This is a genomic window from Cupriavidus sp. SZY C1 (genome assembly GCF_032190535.1).
Taxonomy (GTDB): Bacteria; Pseudomonadota; Gammaproteobacteria; order Burkholderiales; family Burkholderiaceae; genus Cupriavidus; species Cupriavidus pauculus_C.
On sequence record NZ_JAUANU010000011.1, the window covers coordinates 145,076 to 162,623 of the forward strand.

The window sequence follows — 17,548 nt, forward strand, 5'->3', positions numbered from 1 at the left end:
CGTGGCCGCGCGTGCCGGCGCCTGGCTGGCAACCGCCGCGTTGCTGGGTGCCTGCGCCCGCGTGGGCCCGGACTTCCAGCCACAGCCCGAGGCGTGGAGCGCCGGCTGGCGCAGCGACGCCATCGAGCAGGTCAGCACGCAGCAGGCCGAGCCGGACCTGCGGCAGTGGTGGCAGGTGTTCGGCGACCCGGTGCTGGAGGCGCTGATGGCCGAGGCCGATGCCGGCAACGCCGACGTCAAGGTGGCCGGGCTGCGCGTGATGGAGGCGCGCGCCCAGCTGGGCATGGCGCTGGCGGGCCGCTATCCGCAGATGCAGCAGGCCAGCGCCGCCGCGCTGTACGTGAACAGCCGCCAGTCGGGGCCCACGGCGCAGACCAGCCGGCTCTGGGAGTACAGCGCGGGCGTCGACATCGGCTGGGAACTCGACTTCTGGGGCCGCTTTGCGCGGGCCATCGAGTCGGCGGACGCCGCGTACTTCGCGGCCCAGGCCAACCGCGAGGCGGTGCTGGTGCTGCTGCACGCGCAGGTGGCCAACACCTACTTTGCGCTGCGCACGGCGGAGGCGCGGCTGCGCATCGCGCGGGACAACGCACGGCTGCAGCACCGCAGCTTCGAGATCACCGAGCGGCTGTTCAAGGGCGGCGAGAGCGACGAGCTCGATTTCCAGCAGGCCCGCACGCAGTACCTGGGCACGCTGAGCAGCATTCCGGAGTTCGAGAACCAGATTGCGCAGGCCCGCAACGCGCTTGGCGTGCTGCTGGGCCGTCCGCCGGGGCCCATGCCGGAACTGGCCGATGCCGGCGCGCGCGAGGGCGTGCTGCCGCTGATCGACCGCGCGGTGCTGCAGGACGTGCCGGCCAGCCTGCTGCTGCGCCGGCCCGACATCCGCGCCGCCGAATGGCGCGTGGCCGCGCAGTCGGCCCAGATTGGCGTGGCGCGGGCCGACCTGTATCCGTCGGTGTCGCTGATCGGCAGCATCGGCTGGTCGGCCACGTCGCTGCCCGGCACGCAGAACGGCCTGCTGCTGGTGGGCGGCCCCAGCGTGCGCTGGAACATCTTCGACTACGGCCGCATCGTCAACAACGTGCGCGTGCAGGACGCGCGGCTGCAGCAGTTGATCGTCGACTACCAGGCCGCCGTGCGCCAGGCGGCGCGCGAGGCCGACGACGCGGCCAGCGGGCTGATCCGGGCGCTGCAGCGCGAGCGGATACTGGGCGAGGCGGCGGTATCGGCCGAGCGCTCGCTGTCGCTGGCCAACACCGTGTTCCGCGAGGGCTATTCGGACTTCCAGCGCGTGCTGGACGCGCAGCGCGCGCTGTTCGCGCAGCAGGATGGCTACCTGGTCAATCGCGGCAACGCCGTGAACTACCTGATCGCGCTGTACAAGTCGCTGGGCGGCGGCTGGGACACGCCGGTGCCGCTGGTGGATGCCGGCACGCGCGCACAGATGCGCCAGCGCACCAACTGGGGCAACCTGCTGGACGAGGTGCCGTCGCCGCCATGAACGATCGCGCCGATCCCGCCGCCGCGCCGCCGCAGGCAGCCCCCACTCAGGACGCCCCGCCGCCCCCGCCGCGCGATCCATCGCGCAAGGCCGTGCGCGGGATCGTCGCGCTGATCGTGCTGACCCTGGCGTGGTACCTGCTGGCCGACCGGCTGACGCCCTATACCCAGCAGGCGCGCGTGCAGGCGTTCGTGATTCCGGTGGCGTCCGAGGTATCGGGCCGCGTCACGCGCGTGTACGTGCGCAACAACCAGAACGTGGCGGCCGGCACGGTGCTGTTCGACGTCGATCCGCAGCACTACCGGATCGCGCTGGACCGCGCCCGCGCGGACCTGGAATCGACGCGGCGGCAGATTGGCGCCAACACGGCCGGCATCGATGCGGCGCGGGCGTCGCTGCGCGCGGCGCAGGCCAACGAGCTCAAGGCGCGGCAGGACAGCGAGCGGCTGGAGCGGCTGTATCGCGAGGACCCCGGCACGGTGTCGGTGCGGCGGCTGGAGGTGGCGCGCGCCACGCATACGCAGGCCGTGAGCCAGGTGGCGGCGGCGCGTGCCGAGGTGGAACGCGCGCGCGAGCAGCAGGGCGGCGGCGACGACGACAACGCCAAGCTGCGCAGCGCCGCGGCGGCCGTGGAAAAAGCCGAGCTCGACATGGCCAACGCGCAGGTGCGCGCGCGCACGGCCGGGCTGGTCACCGACCTGCGCACCGAGGCCGGCCTGTACGCGGCGGCCGGCAGCCCGGTCATGACGCTGATCGCCATCCACGACGTGTGGATCAGCGCCGACATGACCGAGAACAACCTTGGCCACCTGGCGCCCGGCACGCCGGTCGGCATCGTGCTGGACGCGCTGCCCGGCCGTGTGCTGAGCGGCAAGGTGCGCAGCATCGGCTACGGCATCAGCGCCGGCCAGCCCGCGCCGCCGGGCGGGTTGCCCACCGTGCAGAACAGCCGCGACTGGCTGCGGCCTGCGCAGCGCTTTCCGGTCATCGTCGACATCGATCCCGGCCAGCTCGATACGCTGCGCGGCATCCGCGTGGGCGGGCAGGCCGAGGTGATGGCGTTTCCGCGCGATGGCAACCCGCTGAACCTGCTGGGCCGCGCGTTTCTGCGCGTGATGAGCTGGATGTCCTATGTCTACTGACGCCGCCGCCGCGCCGGCCCTGCGCGCCGCCATGGCCCGCCGCGCGCTGCGGCTGGCGCTGGGCACGGCGGGCTGCCTGGCCGTCAGCTTCGGCCTGCAATGGCCGGTGCCCGTCATGGCGCCGGTGCTGGCCGTGTTCGTCTTTGCCGCGCTGGACCGGCCGCTGCCGCTCAAGGCCGGGCTGGGGCTGGCGCTGGTGGTGATGCTGGCCACCGGCAGCGGGCTGCTGCTGGTGCCGTTCCTGCGCCATGCGCCGGCCGCCGGCGTGCTGATGGCGGCCCTGTGCCTGTTCCTGGCGTTCCGCTATGGCCTGCGCGGCGGCAACGGGCTGGTGTCGACGTTCGTCGTGGCCGGGGTCACGCTGATTGCGGCGGCCGGCACGGCCAGCGGCGCGCTGGCGCTGACGGTGATCGGCGCGCTGACACAGGGGCTCACTGCGGCGGTGCTGGCGCTGGGCGCCTGCCATGCGCTGGTGCCCGAGCATGGCGCGCCGGCCCCGCGCCCGCCGCCGCGCGCCGTGCCGGACGCGGACCGTATCGCCTGGCGCGCCACGCTGGTGGTGATGCCGCCGTTCCTGCTGGCGCTGTCAGACCCGGCCGCCTATCTGCCGATCATCATGAAGGCTGTCAGCCTGGGCCGGCAGAGCTGCACCACGGCGCGCGGCGCGGCGCTGGAACTGGTGGGCTCCACGCTGATGGGCGGGCTGCTGGCCATCGCGTGCTGGCTGGCGCTGGGGCTCTTCGTCCATCTGTGGATGTTCTTCCTGTGGATGGCGCTGTTTGCGCTGCTGGTGGCGCGCCGGTTGTTCCGCGTGGCGCCCACGGCGCTGTCGCCGGGATTCTGGCTCAACAGCCTCGTGACGATGATCATCCTGCTCGGCCAGTCCGTGGCCGACAGCGCGGCGGGCAAGGACGTCTACCAGGCGTTCATGGTGCGCATGGGCCTGTTCGTGGCCGTGTCGCTCTATGCCTGGCTGATGCTGGCGCTGCTGGACCGCCCGCGCGCCGTGGCCGCCGCATAAGGCTGCATCAGGGCCGTCCGCCATGGCGCCGGCGCCACGCAATCGGCGCCTCGCCGAACTGCGCGGAGAACCAGCGCGAGAACGACGCCGCCGAGCCGTAGCCCAGCAGCCCCGACACGCGCAGCAGCGAATAGTCGGGATTGGCGACGTAGCGCAGCGCCAGGTCGCGCCGCACCGTGTTGACGATGTCGGTGAACGACTCGCCCGACGCGTCGAGCTGGCGCTGCATCGTGCGCAGGCTCAGTCCCAGGCCCTGCGCTACGGCGTCGGCGGTGGCGCGGCCCATCGGCAGCATCAGGTAGACGGCATTGCGGACTTCGCGCCCGATGGAGGCATCGTTGACGCGCGGCAGCGTTTCCACCACCCGCTCTGCGTGGCGCGCCATGGCCGGGTTGCCGGTGGGATTGGGCGCCGACAGGTCTTCCGCCGCGCAGACGATGCCGTTGAATTCGCTGCCGAACGCCAGCGGGCGGCCGAACAGCCGGCGATGCACCTGCGTGTCCAGCGGCGCCGTGTGCGTGAAGTGCACGCCGACCGGATGCCACTGCGGCCCCAGCAGCGCGCGGCAGAGCCGGAACACCACGCCGATGGCCAGTTCCGTGGCCTGCCGAGACGGCGTATCGAGCACCACTTCCTGGCGGATCACCGCCACCCGGCCGGTCGTCTCCAGCAGGATCGCCACCGACTCGTTGACCAGGTGACGGTAGCGGATGATCGTCTCCAGCGCGTCGCGCAGCGTGGCCTGCTGGCTGATCAGCAGGCTCATCACGCCGAAATCCGAAAGCTGGCGCGATTCCGCCATGCGCAGGCCGAAGGTCGGGCACGTGGCGGCCTGGGCGGCACTTTCCAGCAGTGCGGCGCAGGCTTCGGCGGGAATGCGCTGCTCCGGATCGGTCAGCAGCGCCTGGGTCAGGCGCGCGCCGCGCAGCAGCGGCAGCGGGTTGATGCCGAGGTCGCGCGCGACGTCGAAGAAGTTGGTCAGCGCGGCCGCGCGCACCAGGGTTTTCACGGGGGGTCTCCTGTTGGGACGTGCGCCGCATGCGTGGCCGCGGCGCATCGTTGCCGCGATGATAGGTGGCCGTGGCATGAAATGCAAAGTCGCTGGATGGCCGTGCAAAGCAGCGGGGGCCGCGCGCTTCTAGATTGTCGACATGGCGGCGCAGATCGTGCCGCCAGCCGAATCTGGAGACGATCCCCATGGCAAAGGCAGTGCGCATGTATGAAACCGGCGGGCCCGAGGTGCTTCGCTACGAAGACGCGGAAGTGGGCGAGCCGGGTGCCGGCCAGGTCCGCATCCGCCACGTGGCGGTGGGCCTCAACTACGCGGACACGTACTTCCGCAACGGTACCTATCCCGTGCCGCTGCCGGCCGGCATGGGCGTCGAGGCGGCAGGCGTGGTGCAGGCCATCGGCCCGGGCGTGACCAACGTGGCCGTGGGCGACCGCGTGACCTACACCGGCTTTGTCAACACGCTGGGCGCGTACAGCACCGAGCGCCTGGTGCCGGCCGCGCCGCTGATCCGGCTGCCGGAAAGCATCGGCTTCGAGACCGCCGCGGCCATGACCATGCGCGGGCTGACGTCGGCCTACCTGATGCGCCGCATCCACACGTTCCGCAAGGGCGACACGATCCTGCTGCACGCGGCGGCCGGCGGCGTGGGGCTGATCGTGTCGCAGTGGGCGCGCCTGCTGGGGCTGAACGTGATCGGCACCGTTTCCACCGAGGAAAAGGGCGAGGTGGCGCGCGCCCATGGCTGCCAGCACATCATCAACTACAGCCACGAGGACGTGGCGGCCCGCGTGCGCGAGATTACCGATGGCGTGGGCGCCAACGTGGTGTTCGACAGCGTGGGCAAGAGCACCTTCATGGCGTCGCTGGATTCGCTCAAGCGGCGCGGCCTGCTGGTGTGCGTGGGCACGGCGTCGGGCCCCGTGCCGCCGTTCGACCCGGTGCTGCTGGCGATGAAGGGATCGGTCTACGTGACCCGTCCCGCGCTGGCCGACTACATCGCCGATCCGGCCGAGAAGGCCGAGCTGGCCGGCGAGCTGTTCGACCACGTGGGCGGCGGCCGCATCCGCATCGAGATCCACCAGCGCTACGCGCTGCAGGACGCGGTGCAGGCCCACCGGGACCTGGAGTCGCGCAAGACCACGGGTTCGTCGATCTTCGTCATCTAAGGAGCCGCCATGCAAGTCCGACAACTGAGCTGTGCCCTGGGCGCCGAGCTGCAGGGCGTGGACCTGGCCGATGCCGTCCGCAGCGACGACCTGTTTGGCGAGATCCGCGCGCTGCTGCTGAAGCACCGCGTGCTGTTCCTGCGCAACCAGCAGTTCAGCCGCGCCGAGCACGTGGCGTTTGCGCGCCGCTTTGGCGAGCTGGAAGACCACCCGGTGGCCGGCAGCGACCCCGAGCATCCGGGCCTGGTACGCATCTACAAGTCGCCCGACCAGCCGAACGACCGCTACGAGAACTGCTGGCATGCCGACACCACGTGGCGCGAGGCGCCGCAGTTTGGCGCGGTGCTGCGCTGCGTGGAATGCCCGCCCGTGGGCGGCGACACGATGTGGGCCAACATGGCGCTGGCCTACGAGCGGCTGCCTGACACGGTGAAGGCCCAGATTGCCGACCTGCGCGCGCGCCACAGCATCGAGGCCAGCTTTGGCGCGGCCATGCCGATCGAGAAGCGGCTGGCGCTGAAGGCCCAGTACCCCGACGCCGAGCACCCTGTGGTGCGGACCCATCCCGACACCGGCGAGAAGGTGCTCTACGTGAACGGCTTCACCACGCATTTCACCAACTACCACACGCCCGGGCGCGTGCGGTTCGGCCAGGACGCCAACCCCGGCGCGGCCGACCTGCTGCGCTACCTGGTGTCGCAGGCGTACATCCCCGAGTTCCAGGTGCGCTGGCGCTGGGAACCGAACAGTGTGGCGATCTGGGACAACACGGCCACCCAGCACTACGCGGTGATGGACTACGCGCCGTGCCACCGCAAGATGGAGCGCGCCGGCATCATCGGCAGCGTGCCTTACTGAAGTTTGAAAGGAAACACAGGCATGAGAGACCAGAATCTCGTCGTGACGACCCCTTCGGCATACGCCTACCCGCTGCTGGTCAAGCAGCTGCTGACCAACGCGATGAGCCTGTATGGCGACCAGGAGATCAGCTACCGGGGCGAGATGCGCTACACGTACCGCGACTTTCACGCGCGGCTGGGCCGGCTGGCTGGCGCGCTGGCGTCGCTGGGCGTGCGCCATGGCAGCACCGTGGCCGTGATGGACTGGGACAGCCATCGCTACCTGGAGTGCTACTTCGGCGTGCCGATGATGGGCGCCACGCTGTTCACGGTGAACGTGCGGCTGTCGCCGCAGCAGATCCTGTACACGCTCAACGACGCGGGCGCCGACGTGGTGCTGGTGCATCCGGACTTCCTGCCCGTGCTGGCGCAGATAAGCGACGGGCTGGTGCGCCAGCCGCGCCTGGTGCTGATGGCCGACGGGCAGGACGTGCCGCCGGGCCCGCTGGCATTCGACGGCGAGTACGAGGCCATGCTGGCCGCCGCGCCGGACGGCTACGACTTTCCGGACTTCGACGAGCGCACCAAGGCCACCACGTTCTACACCACAGGCACCACGGGCGACCCCAAGGGCGTCTGCTACAGCCACCGCGACATCGTGCTGCACACGCTGACGGCGGCCACCAGCCTGTGCGCGCCGCGCGAAGGCCAGCGCATGCACCGGGAAGACGTGTACATGCCGATTACGCCGATGTTCCACGTGATGGCGTGGGGCATGCCGTACGTGGCCATCATGCTCGGCCTGCGCACGGTGCTGCCGGGCCGCTACGTGCCGACCGCGCTGCTGGCGCTGCGCGAGGCGGAGAAGGTGACGTTCTCGCACTGCGTGCCGACGATCCTGCAGATGCTGCTGCAGGCGGCCGGCGAAGGGCAGCACAACCTGTGGGGCTGGAAGATGATCATCGGCGGTTCGGCCCTGCCGCCGGTGCTGTGCGAGGCGGCGCTGGCGCGCGGCATCGACATCTTTGCCGGCTACGGCATGTCCGAGACCGGCCCGATCGTGGCGCTGGCGCAGTTGCCGCCGGGCTACGTGGCGGGCAGCCGCGAGGAAGAAGTGGCGCTGCGCTGCGCCACGGGCCGGCCGGTGCCGCTGGCGGACTTCCGCGTCGTCGGCCCCGACATGCGCGAGGTGCCGCACGACGGCAAGGCGCAGGGCGAGATCGTGCTGCGCGCGCCGTACCTGACGAAGTCGTACTTCCGCAAGCCGTCGGCGTCGGAGGAGCTGTGGGCCGATGGCTACCTGCACACGCAGGACGTGGCGGTGATGGGGCCGGACGGCTTCGTGCAGATCGTCGACCGGCTCAAGGACGTGATCAAGACGGGCGGCGAATGGGTGTCGTCGATCGAGATCGAGAACCTCGTGACGCAGGTGCCGGGCGTGCAGGAATGCGCGGTGATCGGCGTGCCCGATGCGCGCTGGGGCGAGCGGCCGATGGCCTACGTGGTGCGGCAGGCGGGCGTGGAGGTGGACGCGCAGCAGATCCGCACGGCGCTGCTGGACCATGTGGCAACGCAGCGGCTCAGCAAGTTTGCGGTGCCCGAATCGGACCGGATCGCCTTTGTGGCGGCGATTCCCAAGACCAGCGTCGGCAAGATTGACAAGAAGCTGCTGCGGGAACGCAAGGCAGCCTGAGGCGAGAAGGAAAGGGAAACTTGGATGCCGCCCGGCCAGCCGGGCGGTTTTTTTATTGGCGCGGGCCGGTCAGGCCAGCGTCCGGAACGCGCCCAGCGCGTGGTGGGCCAGCAGCGCGGCCAGCACCAGCATCGTGACGCCAATCAGCCGGTCCAGCACCTGCCACGCGCGCTGGCTGGCAAACCACGGCGCCAGCCAGCGCGCGCCAAAGCCCAGCGCGCCGAACCACAACAGGCTGCCGCAACTGGCGCCGGCCACGAACCATGTGCGCATCGGCGCGGGATGCTGGGCGCCGATGCTGCCCACCAGCAGCACGGTGTCCAGGTAGACGTGGGGATTGAGCAGCGTGAAGGCCAGCGCCTGGGCCAGTACCGCGCCACGGCTGGCGTTGCCGGCGGCCTGCGCGGTCTGCATCGCGTGCTGCTGCCGCGCGCGGCGCCACGCGCGCCAGCCGTAGTACGCCAGGAAGACGGCGCCCGCGAGCGCCAGCGTGGCCGCCAGCGCGGGGCGGTCCCCCAGCGCCTGGGCCATGCCCATCACGCCGGCGGCGATCAGCAGCGCGTCGGCCAGCGCACACAGCAGCACCACGCTGCCCACGTGCTCGCGCCGCAGGCCCTGGCGCAGCACGAACGCATTCTGGGCGCCGATGGCGACGATCAGGCCGAGGCTCAGTGCCAGGCCCTGGAACAGGACGGCGAGGCCGGGAGATGGGGTGGCGGCGATGGCTAGCATGGCGCGCAGCTTGCCATCGTGGCGCCGTGAAGACAAACTAAACAATCTTCATCCACATTAGCCAGGCTAAATCATGCTCGACTACGCCGCGCTGTCCGCGCTGGCCGCCGTGGTGCGCGAGGGCAGCTTCGAGCGCGCCGCCCGGGCGCTGCACGTGACCCCTTCGGCCATTTCGCAGCGCATCCGCATGCTGGAGGAACGCGTGGGCTGCGCGCTGGTGATCCGCGACACGCCATGCCGCGCCACCGAGACCGGGCGCCGGCTGTGCCAGCACGTGGACCATGTGCGGCTGCTCGAACAGGAATTGCACGATGCGCTGCCCGCGTTGGCGCCCGACGGCACGTCGCGCGTGCCGCTGCCGGTGGCGGTCAATGCCGACAGCCTGGCGACGTGGCTGGCCGATCCGCTGGCCACGTTCGCGGCGCGGCACGCGGTGCTGATGGATGTGTCGGTCGACGACCAGGACCATACGACCGAGTGGCTGCGCAGCGGCGCAGTGCTGGCCGCCGTGACCGCCACGGCGCGGCCGGCGGCGGGCTGCAACAGCCGGCCGCTCGGGGCGATGCGCTACGTGGCGGCGGCCAGCCCGGCGTTCATGGCGCGCTATTTCCCGGATGGGGTGGGCGCCGGCAGCCTGGCCAGCGCGCCGAGCCTGGTCTTCAACGGCAAGGACGAACTGCAGGCGCGCTGGGCCAGCCGGCTGTGCCACCGGACGGTGGCGCTGCCGCGGCATATGCTGCCGTCGTCGCACGCGTTCGTGACGGCGGCGCTGGCCGGCATGGGCTGGGGCATGCATCCCCAGTCGATGATCGCGCCGCACCTGAAGCGCGGCACGCTGGTGGAACTGGTGCCGGCGACGCCGCTGGACGTGGCGCTGCACTGGCAGCATGCGCGCGCGGCATCGGCACTGCTGGAGGGGCTGGGCAACGAGGTGCTGGCCGCCGCCCGCCGCGCGCTGCTGCCGCTGTGACGGACGCGTAGCGCGGCGTGGCAAGCTGGAGCAATGGCCCCGGCGGCGCCGTTACGGCTTGATGTGGAAGGTCTTGACGATGCCGGCGTTGCGGTCGAACTCGGCGTGCAGCGACTGGTTCAGGTCCTGCAGCGACTGGGCCGGCATCGGCTCGTAGCCCAGCGCCTCCAGCCGCTGGCGGACCTTGGGATTGGCCGCCGCCTTGTAGACCGCGCCCTGGATCTTCTGCGCCACGTCGGCCGGCACCTGTGCCGATGCGATCACGCCCACCCAGTTGCTGAAGTCGATGTCGGGATAGCCCTGCTCGGCGAAGGTCGGCACCTGCGGCAGCAGCGGCGAGCGGGTCTTCGACGCCACCGCGTACGGCTGGAGCTTGCCCGCGCGGATCATCGGCAGCGACGTGACCATGCCGTCATACATCAGCGGGATCTGGCCGCCCATGACCTGCGTGAGCGCCGGGCCCGAGCCGGGGAACGGCACGTGCTGCAAGTCCATGCCGGCCTCCTGGTTCAGGATCGCGCCGGCGTAGTGCGACGCCGTGCCGGCGCTGTACGACGCGAAGCTGAGCTTGCCGGGATTGGCCTTGGCGTAGGCGATCAGGCTCTTGAGGTCCTTGGCCGGCAAGTTGGGCGTGCCCACCAGCACCATGCGCGAGCGGCCGACGGCCGCCAGCGGCCGGATGTCCTTCATCGTGTCGTACGGCGTTTTCTGGACTTGCGGCACCTCGGTCAGCACGTTGGTGGCGGTGACCATCACGGTATGGCCGTCGGCCGGCGCGGCCAGCATGGTGTTGATGGCGATGGCCCCGCCCCCGCCGGGCTTGTTGTCGACGACCACGGGCTGGCCCAGGTCGGCGGAAAGCTGCTCGGCCAGCAGGCGCGCCATGACGTCCATGGTGCCGCCGGCCGGGGCGGGCACCAGCACGCGCACGGGCTTGGTGGTCCATGCCATCGCGGCAGGCATCGCCAGGGTCAGCAGCGCCGCCAGCGTGGCGCGGCGCAGGAGGAATCGGGCAGGGTGGTTGGGCATCTGTGTCTCCAATATAGGTCTTGTAGGGTGTAAAGGTCCGGACCTGCCCACGTGCGGCGGTAGAGGGTAGTGTCGTGGCGTGAAATCGGCAGGTCCGGTGAAAGCGGCCCCGGCGCGGGCGTCCGGGGCGTTCCGGGCCGTCAGGGCTTGCCGGACGGCCCGGCCCAGCGCCCGCGCCGGGCCGGCAGCGCGGCCAGCACGAAGGCGCGCTGGGCATCGGTCATGCCGTCCCAGAGGCCGATCTCGGTCGAGGTGCGGCCGCATCCCTGGCAGTAACGGCGTGCCGCGTCCATGCGGCAGATGTTGATGCAGGGATTGGCCGGGCGGGGCGGGACGGACTGCGTCATGGCGATGGTGCGTGCAGTGGCCCGCGTCAGGCGGCGCGGCGCAGCGGCAGGTTCTTCTGGCCGGCCTGGCGGTTCGGCAGCATGCCGTGCGCAGCCAGCGTCTCGTCCACACTGTCGTACCACGTGCCGATGCGGTAGATCTCGCGCGCTTCCTTGCCGGTGGCAATCTCGCGGCCCAGTTCATGCGCCACGCGCACGCACTGCTGGATCTGCTGCACGGACGTCATGCGCCGGCCGTGCTGGTCGATGATCGTGTCCTCGATGCCGCAGCGCGGGTGCAGGCCCATGGCCATCGCCATCATGTTGAACGGCAGCACGTTCTTGAGCAGCGACTCGGCGGTCAGCGTGCAGCCGTCCGGCGCGCGATGGATGAAGTTGAAGAAATTGAACGGGTTGGGGCCGTCAAAGCCGCCGCCGATGCCGATCCACGTCAGGTTCAGCGGGCCCATGTAGGCGCCGGCGCGCACCATGCGCTCCAGCGTTTCGAGCGCGTGGATGCCGGTGAGCTGGAAATGCGGCTGGATGCCAGCGGCCGACAGGCGGCGCAGGTGTTCCTCCACCCAGCCCGGGCCGGCCGGCACGGTCATCTCGCGGTACGCCTCGATGAACGCCGGGTTGGACAGCGACGTGCCCGCCAGGTATTCGGGGTACAGCAGCTCCATGATGTTCATCTGCGTGGTGTTGATGGCCACGGTCACCTGGTCCGGCGCGGGCGTCAGGTCGGCCAGCATGTGGCGCGTGTCGTCCGACAGCCACACGGCGGCCTGGCCCTCGTCCTCGGGCGCGAACGAGATGGAGCCGCCCACCTGGATGATCATGTCGGGCACGGCCTCGCGCACGCCGGCAATCAGCTCGTTGAACTTGGACAGGCGCTTGGACCCCTTGCCGTCCAGCTCGCGCACGTGCAGGTGCAGCACGGTGGCGCCGGCCTGGTAGCAGTCCACGGCCTTCTGCACCTGCTCTTCCATCGTCACGGGGATGTCTTCCGGGAAGTCCTCGGGCATCCACTCGGGGCCGTACGGGGCCACGGTGATGACCACCTTGTCCATGTTCTCGGGGTGCAGGGAATCGTCGAGGAATTGCATGTCGTCTCCTTGTTTGGTCGGTGCGTATCCAGTGCCTGAAGTATCGGCCAACACAGGGCGGCAATTTGACGCTCCGGGACGCTCGATTTACATTTCGGGACAGTCAGGGAAAACACGATGTCCTACTTTCTGCGCAGTGCCAGCCTTACCAACTACGTGGATGTGGCGCGGGCCGTGGGGCTCGATCCGCACCAGATGCTGCGCGCGGCACGCATCAGCCGCAACGCGCTGCTGGACCCCGATATCCGCATTCCGGCCGCGCACGTGGGCCGGCTGCTGGAGGCGTCGGCCAGCGCGGCGCACGTTGATGATTTCGGGCTGCGCATGGCCGAGCTGCGGCCGTTCTCGAACCTGGGCCCGCTGGCGTTCGTGGTGCGCGAGGAGCCCACGCTGCGGCGCGCGCTGGAATCGATGGTGCGGCACATGAGCCTGCAGAACGAGGCGCTGGCGATGCGGGTGGAAGAAGCCGACGGGCTGGTGCTGATCCGGCTGCAGATGCTGGGCGACGTGCCGGGCCGGCTGCGCCAGGCCACCGAGCTGGCGGCGGGGGTGATGTATCGCATGCTCACGCTGTTCCTGGGCCCGGCGTGGCGGCCGCGCAGCATCTGCTTCACGCATGCACCGCCGGAAAGCCAGGCGGCCTGCCAGCGCGTGTTCGGCATGCCGGCGCTCTACAACCAGGATTTCGATGGCATCGTCTGCGTGGCGCGCGACCTGGAGGCGCCGCTGCCGTCGTATGACCCGGTGATGGCGCAGCAGGTGAAGCGCTACCTTGGCACGCTGCTGGCGCAGTCGAACACCAGCATGGCCGACAAGGTGCGCAAGCTGGTGCATGCGCTGCTGCCCAGCGGCATGTGTTCGGTGGATCGCGTGGCGCAGCAGCTTGGCGTGGACCGCCGCACCGTGCACCGCTGGCTGGAGCAGGAGGGCACCACGTACTCGGCCATCGTCAACGATGCGCGTGCGGGGCTGGCCACGCGCTACATCGAGAACCGGGCGCGGCCGTTGTCGGAGGTGGCGACGCTGCTGGGGTTCTCGTCGCTGAGCGCGTTCTCGCGCTGGTTTGGCGTGCAGTTTGGCTGCAGCGTGTCGAAATGGCGCGCCCAGCACGCCGACGGCGCGGACGCGACAGGCTGACGGACGACGAACGAAAAAGGGCCACGCGGGCGGGTGCCTGCGTGGCCAACGAAGCCCCGGCGCCGCCCGGCCGGACGGGTATGCGGCCACCCCGCCCGGACGGCGCCGGTTCGCTGCGCGGTCAGAACTTGTGGCGGATGCCGAGCGCCACGCCCAGCATGTTGCTCTGGCCGTTGGCCAGCGCGTAGCTGTTGCCCAGCGACAGGCTGTTGGCGTAGACGGTGCCCAGCGATTCCAGCATCAACCCGGCGTTCTTCGCATAGGCCGTGGACAGGTAGACGTCCGTGCGCTTGGAGAACGTGTAGTTCGCCACGAACGCCACCTGCCACGGGTTCGGGGCGTTGGTGCCGAACAGGTTCTTCATGTCGTCGTAGTGGTAGGCCAGCGTCAGGCCCACGGCCGGCGTGACCTGGTAGTTGGCGCCGATCCAGTAGTAGTCGTCGCGCTGGATCACCGCGCCGGCCGCGTTCTTGTTCTGGCCCCAGCGGTAGCCGCCCATGATCTTGGCAACGTTGCTGAACGTGTAGCTGGCGCCCACCACGGCCTTGCGCATGGTGCCGCTGCTGGTGCCGATGGTCGGGTTCCACTGGTCGTAGCCGACGGTCAGGCCCAGCGGACCGCTGGCGTAGGCCACGGCGGCACCGTAGGCGGTGTCGCGGCGGAACGCGCCCGGCACCTCGCCGTTGCCGCCGATCGGCGTGGGAATGCCCACCGATGCCGGCAGCGCCAGGCCGGTGCCGAACGACCAGTGCGCCAGCGCGGTGACGGGGCCGAACTGGCCCGTGTACTTGACCGTGTTGTCCTCGCGGAAGTTGGCGCCCGACTGGAGCACCACCGGCTCGTACTGCGTGGCGTAGGCGGTTGGCGAGAAATTGGCCAGGGCCTCGAACATCGACGTGTACTGGCGGCCCAGGCTCAGTTGCCCGATGCCGGCCTTGGTGACGCCGATGAACGCCTGGCGGCCGAACAGTCGCCCGCTCTGCTGCAGCGTGCCGTTGTCCAGGCTGAAGCCGCTTTCCAGCACGAACACGCTCTTCACGCCGCCGCCCAGGTCCTCGGTGCCGCGCAGGCCCCAGCGCGACCCGGCCAGGCCGCCCGAATCCATGCGGTAGACCTTGTTGGACGGACCGGGATTGAACCCGTTGGCCGCCGTCGGGATGTTGCCCACGTGGTTGGCGTATTCGATGTTGATGTCCGCCACGCCGTACAGCGTGACGTTGGACTGCGCGAAAGCGCTGCCCGCGCCGGCCAGCGATGCGGCAATGACCATGCCCTTGAGCTTCATGAAACTGTCTCCTCTCTTCTGTTGTCGTGTTTGCGTGTTGCAGCGGTACTTCCCGTCGGAATCGGTACTGCGGTAAGGCGCGCGCCGGCTGGCGCTCAACGGCGGCGTTGCAGCCGCGCCAGCAGCTCTGTCGCGCCGGGCCAAGGGCCGAAGCCCGCGGCCGGATTCAGGTGGCCGACCTTGCCCAGGTCGACCAGTTCGCTGCCCCAGTCGCACGCCATGCCGGCCGCGCGCTCGTAGCTGGCCAGCGGGTCGTTGCGGCTGGCGGCCACGATCGTCGGGAACGGCAGCGGCTCGCGCGGGATCGGCAGCCAGCCACCGAATTCCAGCGAGGTGCGGTCCGGATAGCCGGCCGGCAGCGGGGTTTCCAGGTCGGCCGGCGTGGCCAGCAACGCGCCGATCACCTTGCCCTGCGGCACGCGGTGGTACAGGTGGCGCGCCCAGTGCGCGGCGATCATCACGCCGGCGCTGTGGCAGGCCAGCAGCACAGGGCCGTCGATGGCCAGCAGCGCCTTGTCGAGCGCGACCATGCGAGCGGCACAGCTGAGCTTGTCGTGATCGAGCGGCGGCACGGCGGCCACCTTCTGGCGCGCGGCCAGCAGGTCGTTCTGGAGCAGCGTCTGCCAGTGCTCGGCAACGTGATCGCGCAGGCCGGGCACGATCAGCACGGTGGTATCGGGGGACAGGAACATCGTGTATGGCGTGGTGACTGGATGGGTAGGCACGCCAGCGCGGCCGGCTGCCCGTCGACACGAAGTATTTGGTCAACGAGGGCGCGCGGTTTGACTTTCCGGGACAACTACTTTGCTTGACGGGACAGTGCGGGAAAACCCCGCCGGCCTGGGCGGCGGCGGGGTTGCGGGGGCGGCACGCGGCGGGCGGGGCTGGCGCCCCGTGTGGCGGAAGCGCTAGGCGGCGGCGCGGTCGATCCAGCCGGCCGCTTCATCCGTCCAGGCCGTGAAGGCGTCGAAGACGCGGTCGACCAGGGCGATGCAGTGCTGGCGCCGGGCGTCGTCGAGCACGATGGCGGCAAAGGCGCGGTGATCGGCGTGCTGGGCGTGGCCCGATTCCAGCGCAAAGTGGAACGGGCCCAGGTAGCGCAGCTCGACGCCCAGCTTCGGGTGCAGGGCCTCGGCCAGGGGCGTGGTCAGCGAGAACAGCACGTTGCCGGTGTCCTCGATGGCCTCGATCACCGCCAGCCGCTCGGCGCCATCGCGGGCCTGCGCCACGATGGCGCACAGCTCGTACATCAGCACGCGGCAGCGGTGGGTGTCGTCGCTCCAGAGTGTGCGCAGCGCGTCGGTGGTGGTCGTGGTGGTGTCCCAGCCAAGCTTGCGGAAGTCTTCCAGGTACCAGGGCCAGTGATGGTCGTCCTCGTAGGTGTGCGCGTTGACCTTGGCCTGGTGCGCATCGCCGTGCGGCGCGCGGCGCAGCAGGTAGCGGTTCAGGTCGCCGAACGCCATGACGAAGAACGCAAAGCCGCGCATGAAATCGAGCCGAATCTGCGGGGGCAGGCGTTCGTCGCGCATGCGCTCGAACAGCGGTAACTGCGCGTACGACAGCTTCCTGCGCAGAATGTGAGCGAGCACGGCTTGCATGAAGACTCCTGCGATGCAGCGGGCGTCCTGATTCTAGGCAACGCGGGGCCGAAGTCAAAGCCCGTCATGGCGTGACATATTCAGTGTCTGTGCCGAGTCTGACTGCACGCGACGATTCGGTCCGTCGTCTGGCGGCGGCCCTGCCGGGGATGGGCGGCTCAGCCCTTGCTGAAGATGCTGTAGAAATCGGGCGCGCCGGTCTCGCGCACGGTCAGGTCCAGCGAGCCTTCGATATGCGCCAGATGCTCGGCCATCGTCGCCTGGGCCTGCGCGGTGTTGCGCTGCTCGATGGCGTCCACGAGCACGCGGTGTTCGTGCTCGGGGCAGGCCGGAGCGCCCGGACGGTCGTAGAGCGTGATGATCAGGCAGGTCAGCGACACCATTTCGCGGATCAGCTTTTCCAGGATCGCGTTGCCGGCCATTTCGGCCAGCACGATGTGGAATTCGCCGGACAGCCGGATCACGGCGGCGCGGTCGCCGCGCGCGCGGGCATCGTCCTCCTGGCGGATATGGCGGCGCAGGCCGCGAATCTGCGCCGCCGTGGCCGTGGTGGCCAGCACGCCGGCCAGTTCGGGTTCCACCAGCCGGCGCGCCTGGAACACCTGGCGCGCTTCCTCGATGCTGGGGCTGGAAATGAACGCGCCCCGGTTGGGCACCAGCGTCACCAGCTTCTCGTGCGCCAGTCGGGCAAACACCTGCCGGATCCGCGCGCGGCTGGCGCCGGTCACCTCGCACAGCCGTTCTTCCACGAGCTTGGTGCCGGCCAGCAGCCGGTGCTCCATGATCGCGTTCAGCAGATCCTGGTAGATGCCTTCGTTGACGGAGGATTCGGAGGCGTCGGCGGCCACGGCGTCGCCACTGACCTGCGGCACAGGCAGTTCGGCGTCCGCGGCTTTCTTGCGTCGGGTGACCATTTCGGGAACGATATCCCGCCGCGAGGGCAGCGGGTGGTGACAAAAGTTGTGCATATCGTACACAAAAATGGTGC

Annotated in this window: 17 protein-coding genes; 8 read left to right on the forward strand and 9 right to left on the reverse strand. The window is 70.1% G+C overall.

Annotated elements, in window-relative coordinates; all coding sequences use genetic code 11:
- The first annotated feature begins 1 nt into the window (after window position 1).
- Genes QTN24_RS17835 through QTN24_RS17845 form a run of 3 tightly spaced genes read left to right on the forward strand, consistent with a single transcriptional unit; the run spans window position 2 to window position 3,667 of the window.
- Window positions 2-1,504 carry an efflux transporter outer membrane subunit gene (locus QTN24_RS17835; RefSeq protein ID WP_124686057.1) on the forward strand — a complete coding sequence of 501 codons (1,503 nt, stop codon included), beginning with the start codon at window positions 2-4 and terminating at the stop codon, window positions 1,502-1,504.
- The gene (locus QTN24_RS17840) at window positions 1,501-2,646 is read left to right on the forward strand and encodes an HlyD family secretion protein (protein ID WP_313838713.1); all 1,146 of its coding nucleotides are present in this window, start codon (window positions 1,501-1,503) and stop codon (window positions 2,644-2,646) included. Before QTN24_RS17835 ends, QTN24_RS17840 begins: the two co-directional genes overlap by 4 nt.
- Window positions 2,636-3,667, forward strand: a complete 1,032-nt coding sequence (locus tag QTN24_RS17845; protein ID WP_313838714.1) for a DUF2955 domain-containing protein — start codon at window positions 2,636-2,638, stop codon at window positions 3,665-3,667. Before QTN24_RS17840 ends, QTN24_RS17845 begins: the two co-directional genes overlap by 11 nt.
- Window positions 3,668-3,674: 7 nt before the next feature.
- Here QTN24_RS17845 and QTN24_RS17850 read toward each other — a convergent pair whose 3' ends face one another.
- Window positions 3,675-4,676 carry an AraC family transcriptional regulator gene (locus QTN24_RS17850; protein WP_313838715.1) on the reverse strand — a complete coding sequence of 334 codons (1,002 nt, stop codon included), beginning with the start codon at window positions 4,674-4,676 and terminating at the stop codon, window positions 3,675-3,677.
- 188 nt (window positions 4,677-4,864) lie between these two features.
- Between QTN24_RS17850 and QTN24_RS17855 the strand changes: the two genes are divergently transcribed.
- From QTN24_RS17855 to QTN24_RS17865, 3 genes are read left to right on the forward strand one after another with little or no spacing between them, the layout of a single operon-like run.
- On the forward strand, window positions 4,865-5,845 hold the full coding sequence (locus QTN24_RS17855) for a quinone oxidoreductase (RefSeq protein ID WP_313838717.1): 981 nt from the start codon (window positions 4,865-4,867) through the stop codon (window positions 5,843-5,845).
- Between the two features lie 9 nt (window positions 5,846-5,854).
- Window positions 5,855-6,703, forward strand: a complete 849-nt coding sequence (locus tag QTN24_RS17860) for a TauD/TfdA family dioxygenase (RefSeq protein WP_313838719.1) — start codon at window positions 5,855-5,857, stop codon at window positions 6,701-6,703.
- 21 nt (window positions 6,704-6,724) lie between these two features.
- Complete coding sequence (locus QTN24_RS17865) at window positions 6,725-8,377, forward strand: fatty acid--CoA ligase (RefSeq protein ID WP_313838721.1); 1,653 nt, start codon at window positions 6,725-6,727, stop codon at window positions 8,375-8,377.
- 69 nt (window positions 8,378-8,446) lie between these two features.
- Here the strand turns inward: QTN24_RS17865 and QTN24_RS17870 are convergent, their stop codons facing one another.
- Window positions 8,447-9,109: a LysE family transporter gene (locus QTN24_RS17870; protein ID WP_313838722.1), complete on the reverse strand. Its 663-nt coding sequence runs from the start codon at window positions 9,107-9,109 to the stop codon at window positions 8,447-8,449.
- A gap of 73 nt (window positions 9,110-9,182) precedes the next feature.
- Between QTN24_RS17870 and QTN24_RS17875 the strand changes: the two genes are divergently transcribed.
- Window positions 9,183-10,079, forward strand: a complete 897-nt coding sequence (locus QTN24_RS17875) for a LysR family transcriptional regulator ArgP (RefSeq protein WP_313838723.1) — start codon at window positions 9,183-9,185, stop codon at window positions 10,077-10,079.
- A gap of 51 nt (window positions 10,080-10,130) precedes the next feature.
- On the opposite strand, the gene QTN24_RS17880 is transcribed toward QTN24_RS17875, so the two are convergent.
- From QTN24_RS17880 to QTN24_RS17890, 3 genes are all read right to left on the reverse strand, one after another.
- On the reverse strand, window positions 10,131-11,108 hold the full coding sequence (locus tag QTN24_RS17880) for a tripartite tricarboxylate transporter substrate binding protein (RefSeq protein WP_124686066.1): 978 nt from the start codon (window positions 11,106-11,108) through the stop codon (window positions 10,131-10,133).
- Between the two features lie 140 nt (window positions 11,109-11,248).
- Window positions 11,249-11,455: a DUF1289 domain-containing protein gene (locus tag QTN24_RS17885; protein ID WP_313838726.1), complete on the reverse strand. Its 207-nt coding sequence runs from the start codon at window positions 11,453-11,455 to the stop codon at window positions 11,249-11,251.
- A gap of 26 nt (window positions 11,456-11,481) precedes the next feature.
- The gene (locus tag QTN24_RS17890; protein WP_124686068.1) at window positions 11,482-12,540 is read right to left on the reverse strand and encodes a 3-keto-5-aminohexanoate cleavage protein; all 1,059 of its coding nucleotides are present in this window, start codon (window positions 12,538-12,540) and stop codon (window positions 11,482-11,484) included.
- Window positions 12,541-12,657: 117 nt separating this feature from the next.
- Between QTN24_RS17890 and QTN24_RS17895 the strand changes: the two genes are divergently transcribed.
- The gene (locus tag QTN24_RS17895) at window positions 12,658-13,677 is read left to right on the forward strand and encodes an AraC family transcriptional regulator (protein ID WP_313838728.1); all 1,020 of its coding nucleotides are present in this window, start codon (window positions 12,658-12,660) and stop codon (window positions 13,675-13,677) included.
- A gap of 121 nt (window positions 13,678-13,798) precedes the next feature.
- Here the strand turns inward: QTN24_RS17895 and QTN24_RS17900 are convergent, their stop codons facing one another.
- The 4 genes from QTN24_RS17900 to QTN24_RS17915 all read right to left on the reverse strand — a co-directional run bounded on the left by QTN24_RS17900 (window position 13,799) and on the right by QTN24_RS17915 (window position 17,474).
- On the reverse strand, window positions 13,799-14,962 hold the full coding sequence (locus QTN24_RS17900; RefSeq protein ID WP_124686070.1) for a porin: 1,164 nt from the start codon (window positions 14,960-14,962) through the stop codon (window positions 13,799-13,801).
- A gap of 95 nt (window positions 14,963-15,057) precedes the next feature.
- The gene (locus QTN24_RS17905) at window positions 15,058-15,654 is read right to left on the reverse strand and encodes an RBBP9/YdeN family alpha/beta hydrolase (protein WP_124686748.1); all 597 of its coding nucleotides are present in this window, start codon (window positions 15,652-15,654) and stop codon (window positions 15,058-15,060) included.
- A 216-nt stretch (window positions 15,655-15,870) separates the two neighbouring features.
- Window positions 15,871-16,560, reverse strand: a complete 690-nt coding sequence (locus QTN24_RS17910; RefSeq protein WP_313838731.1) for a hypothetical protein — start codon at window positions 16,558-16,560, stop codon at window positions 15,871-15,873.
- A gap of 158 nt (window positions 16,561-16,718) precedes the next feature.
- On the reverse strand, window positions 16,719-17,474 hold the full coding sequence (locus tag QTN24_RS17915; RefSeq protein ID WP_172966165.1) for a GntR family transcriptional regulator: 756 nt from the start codon (window positions 17,472-17,474) through the stop codon (window positions 16,719-16,721).
- Window positions 17,475-17,548: the final 74 nt, after the last annotated feature.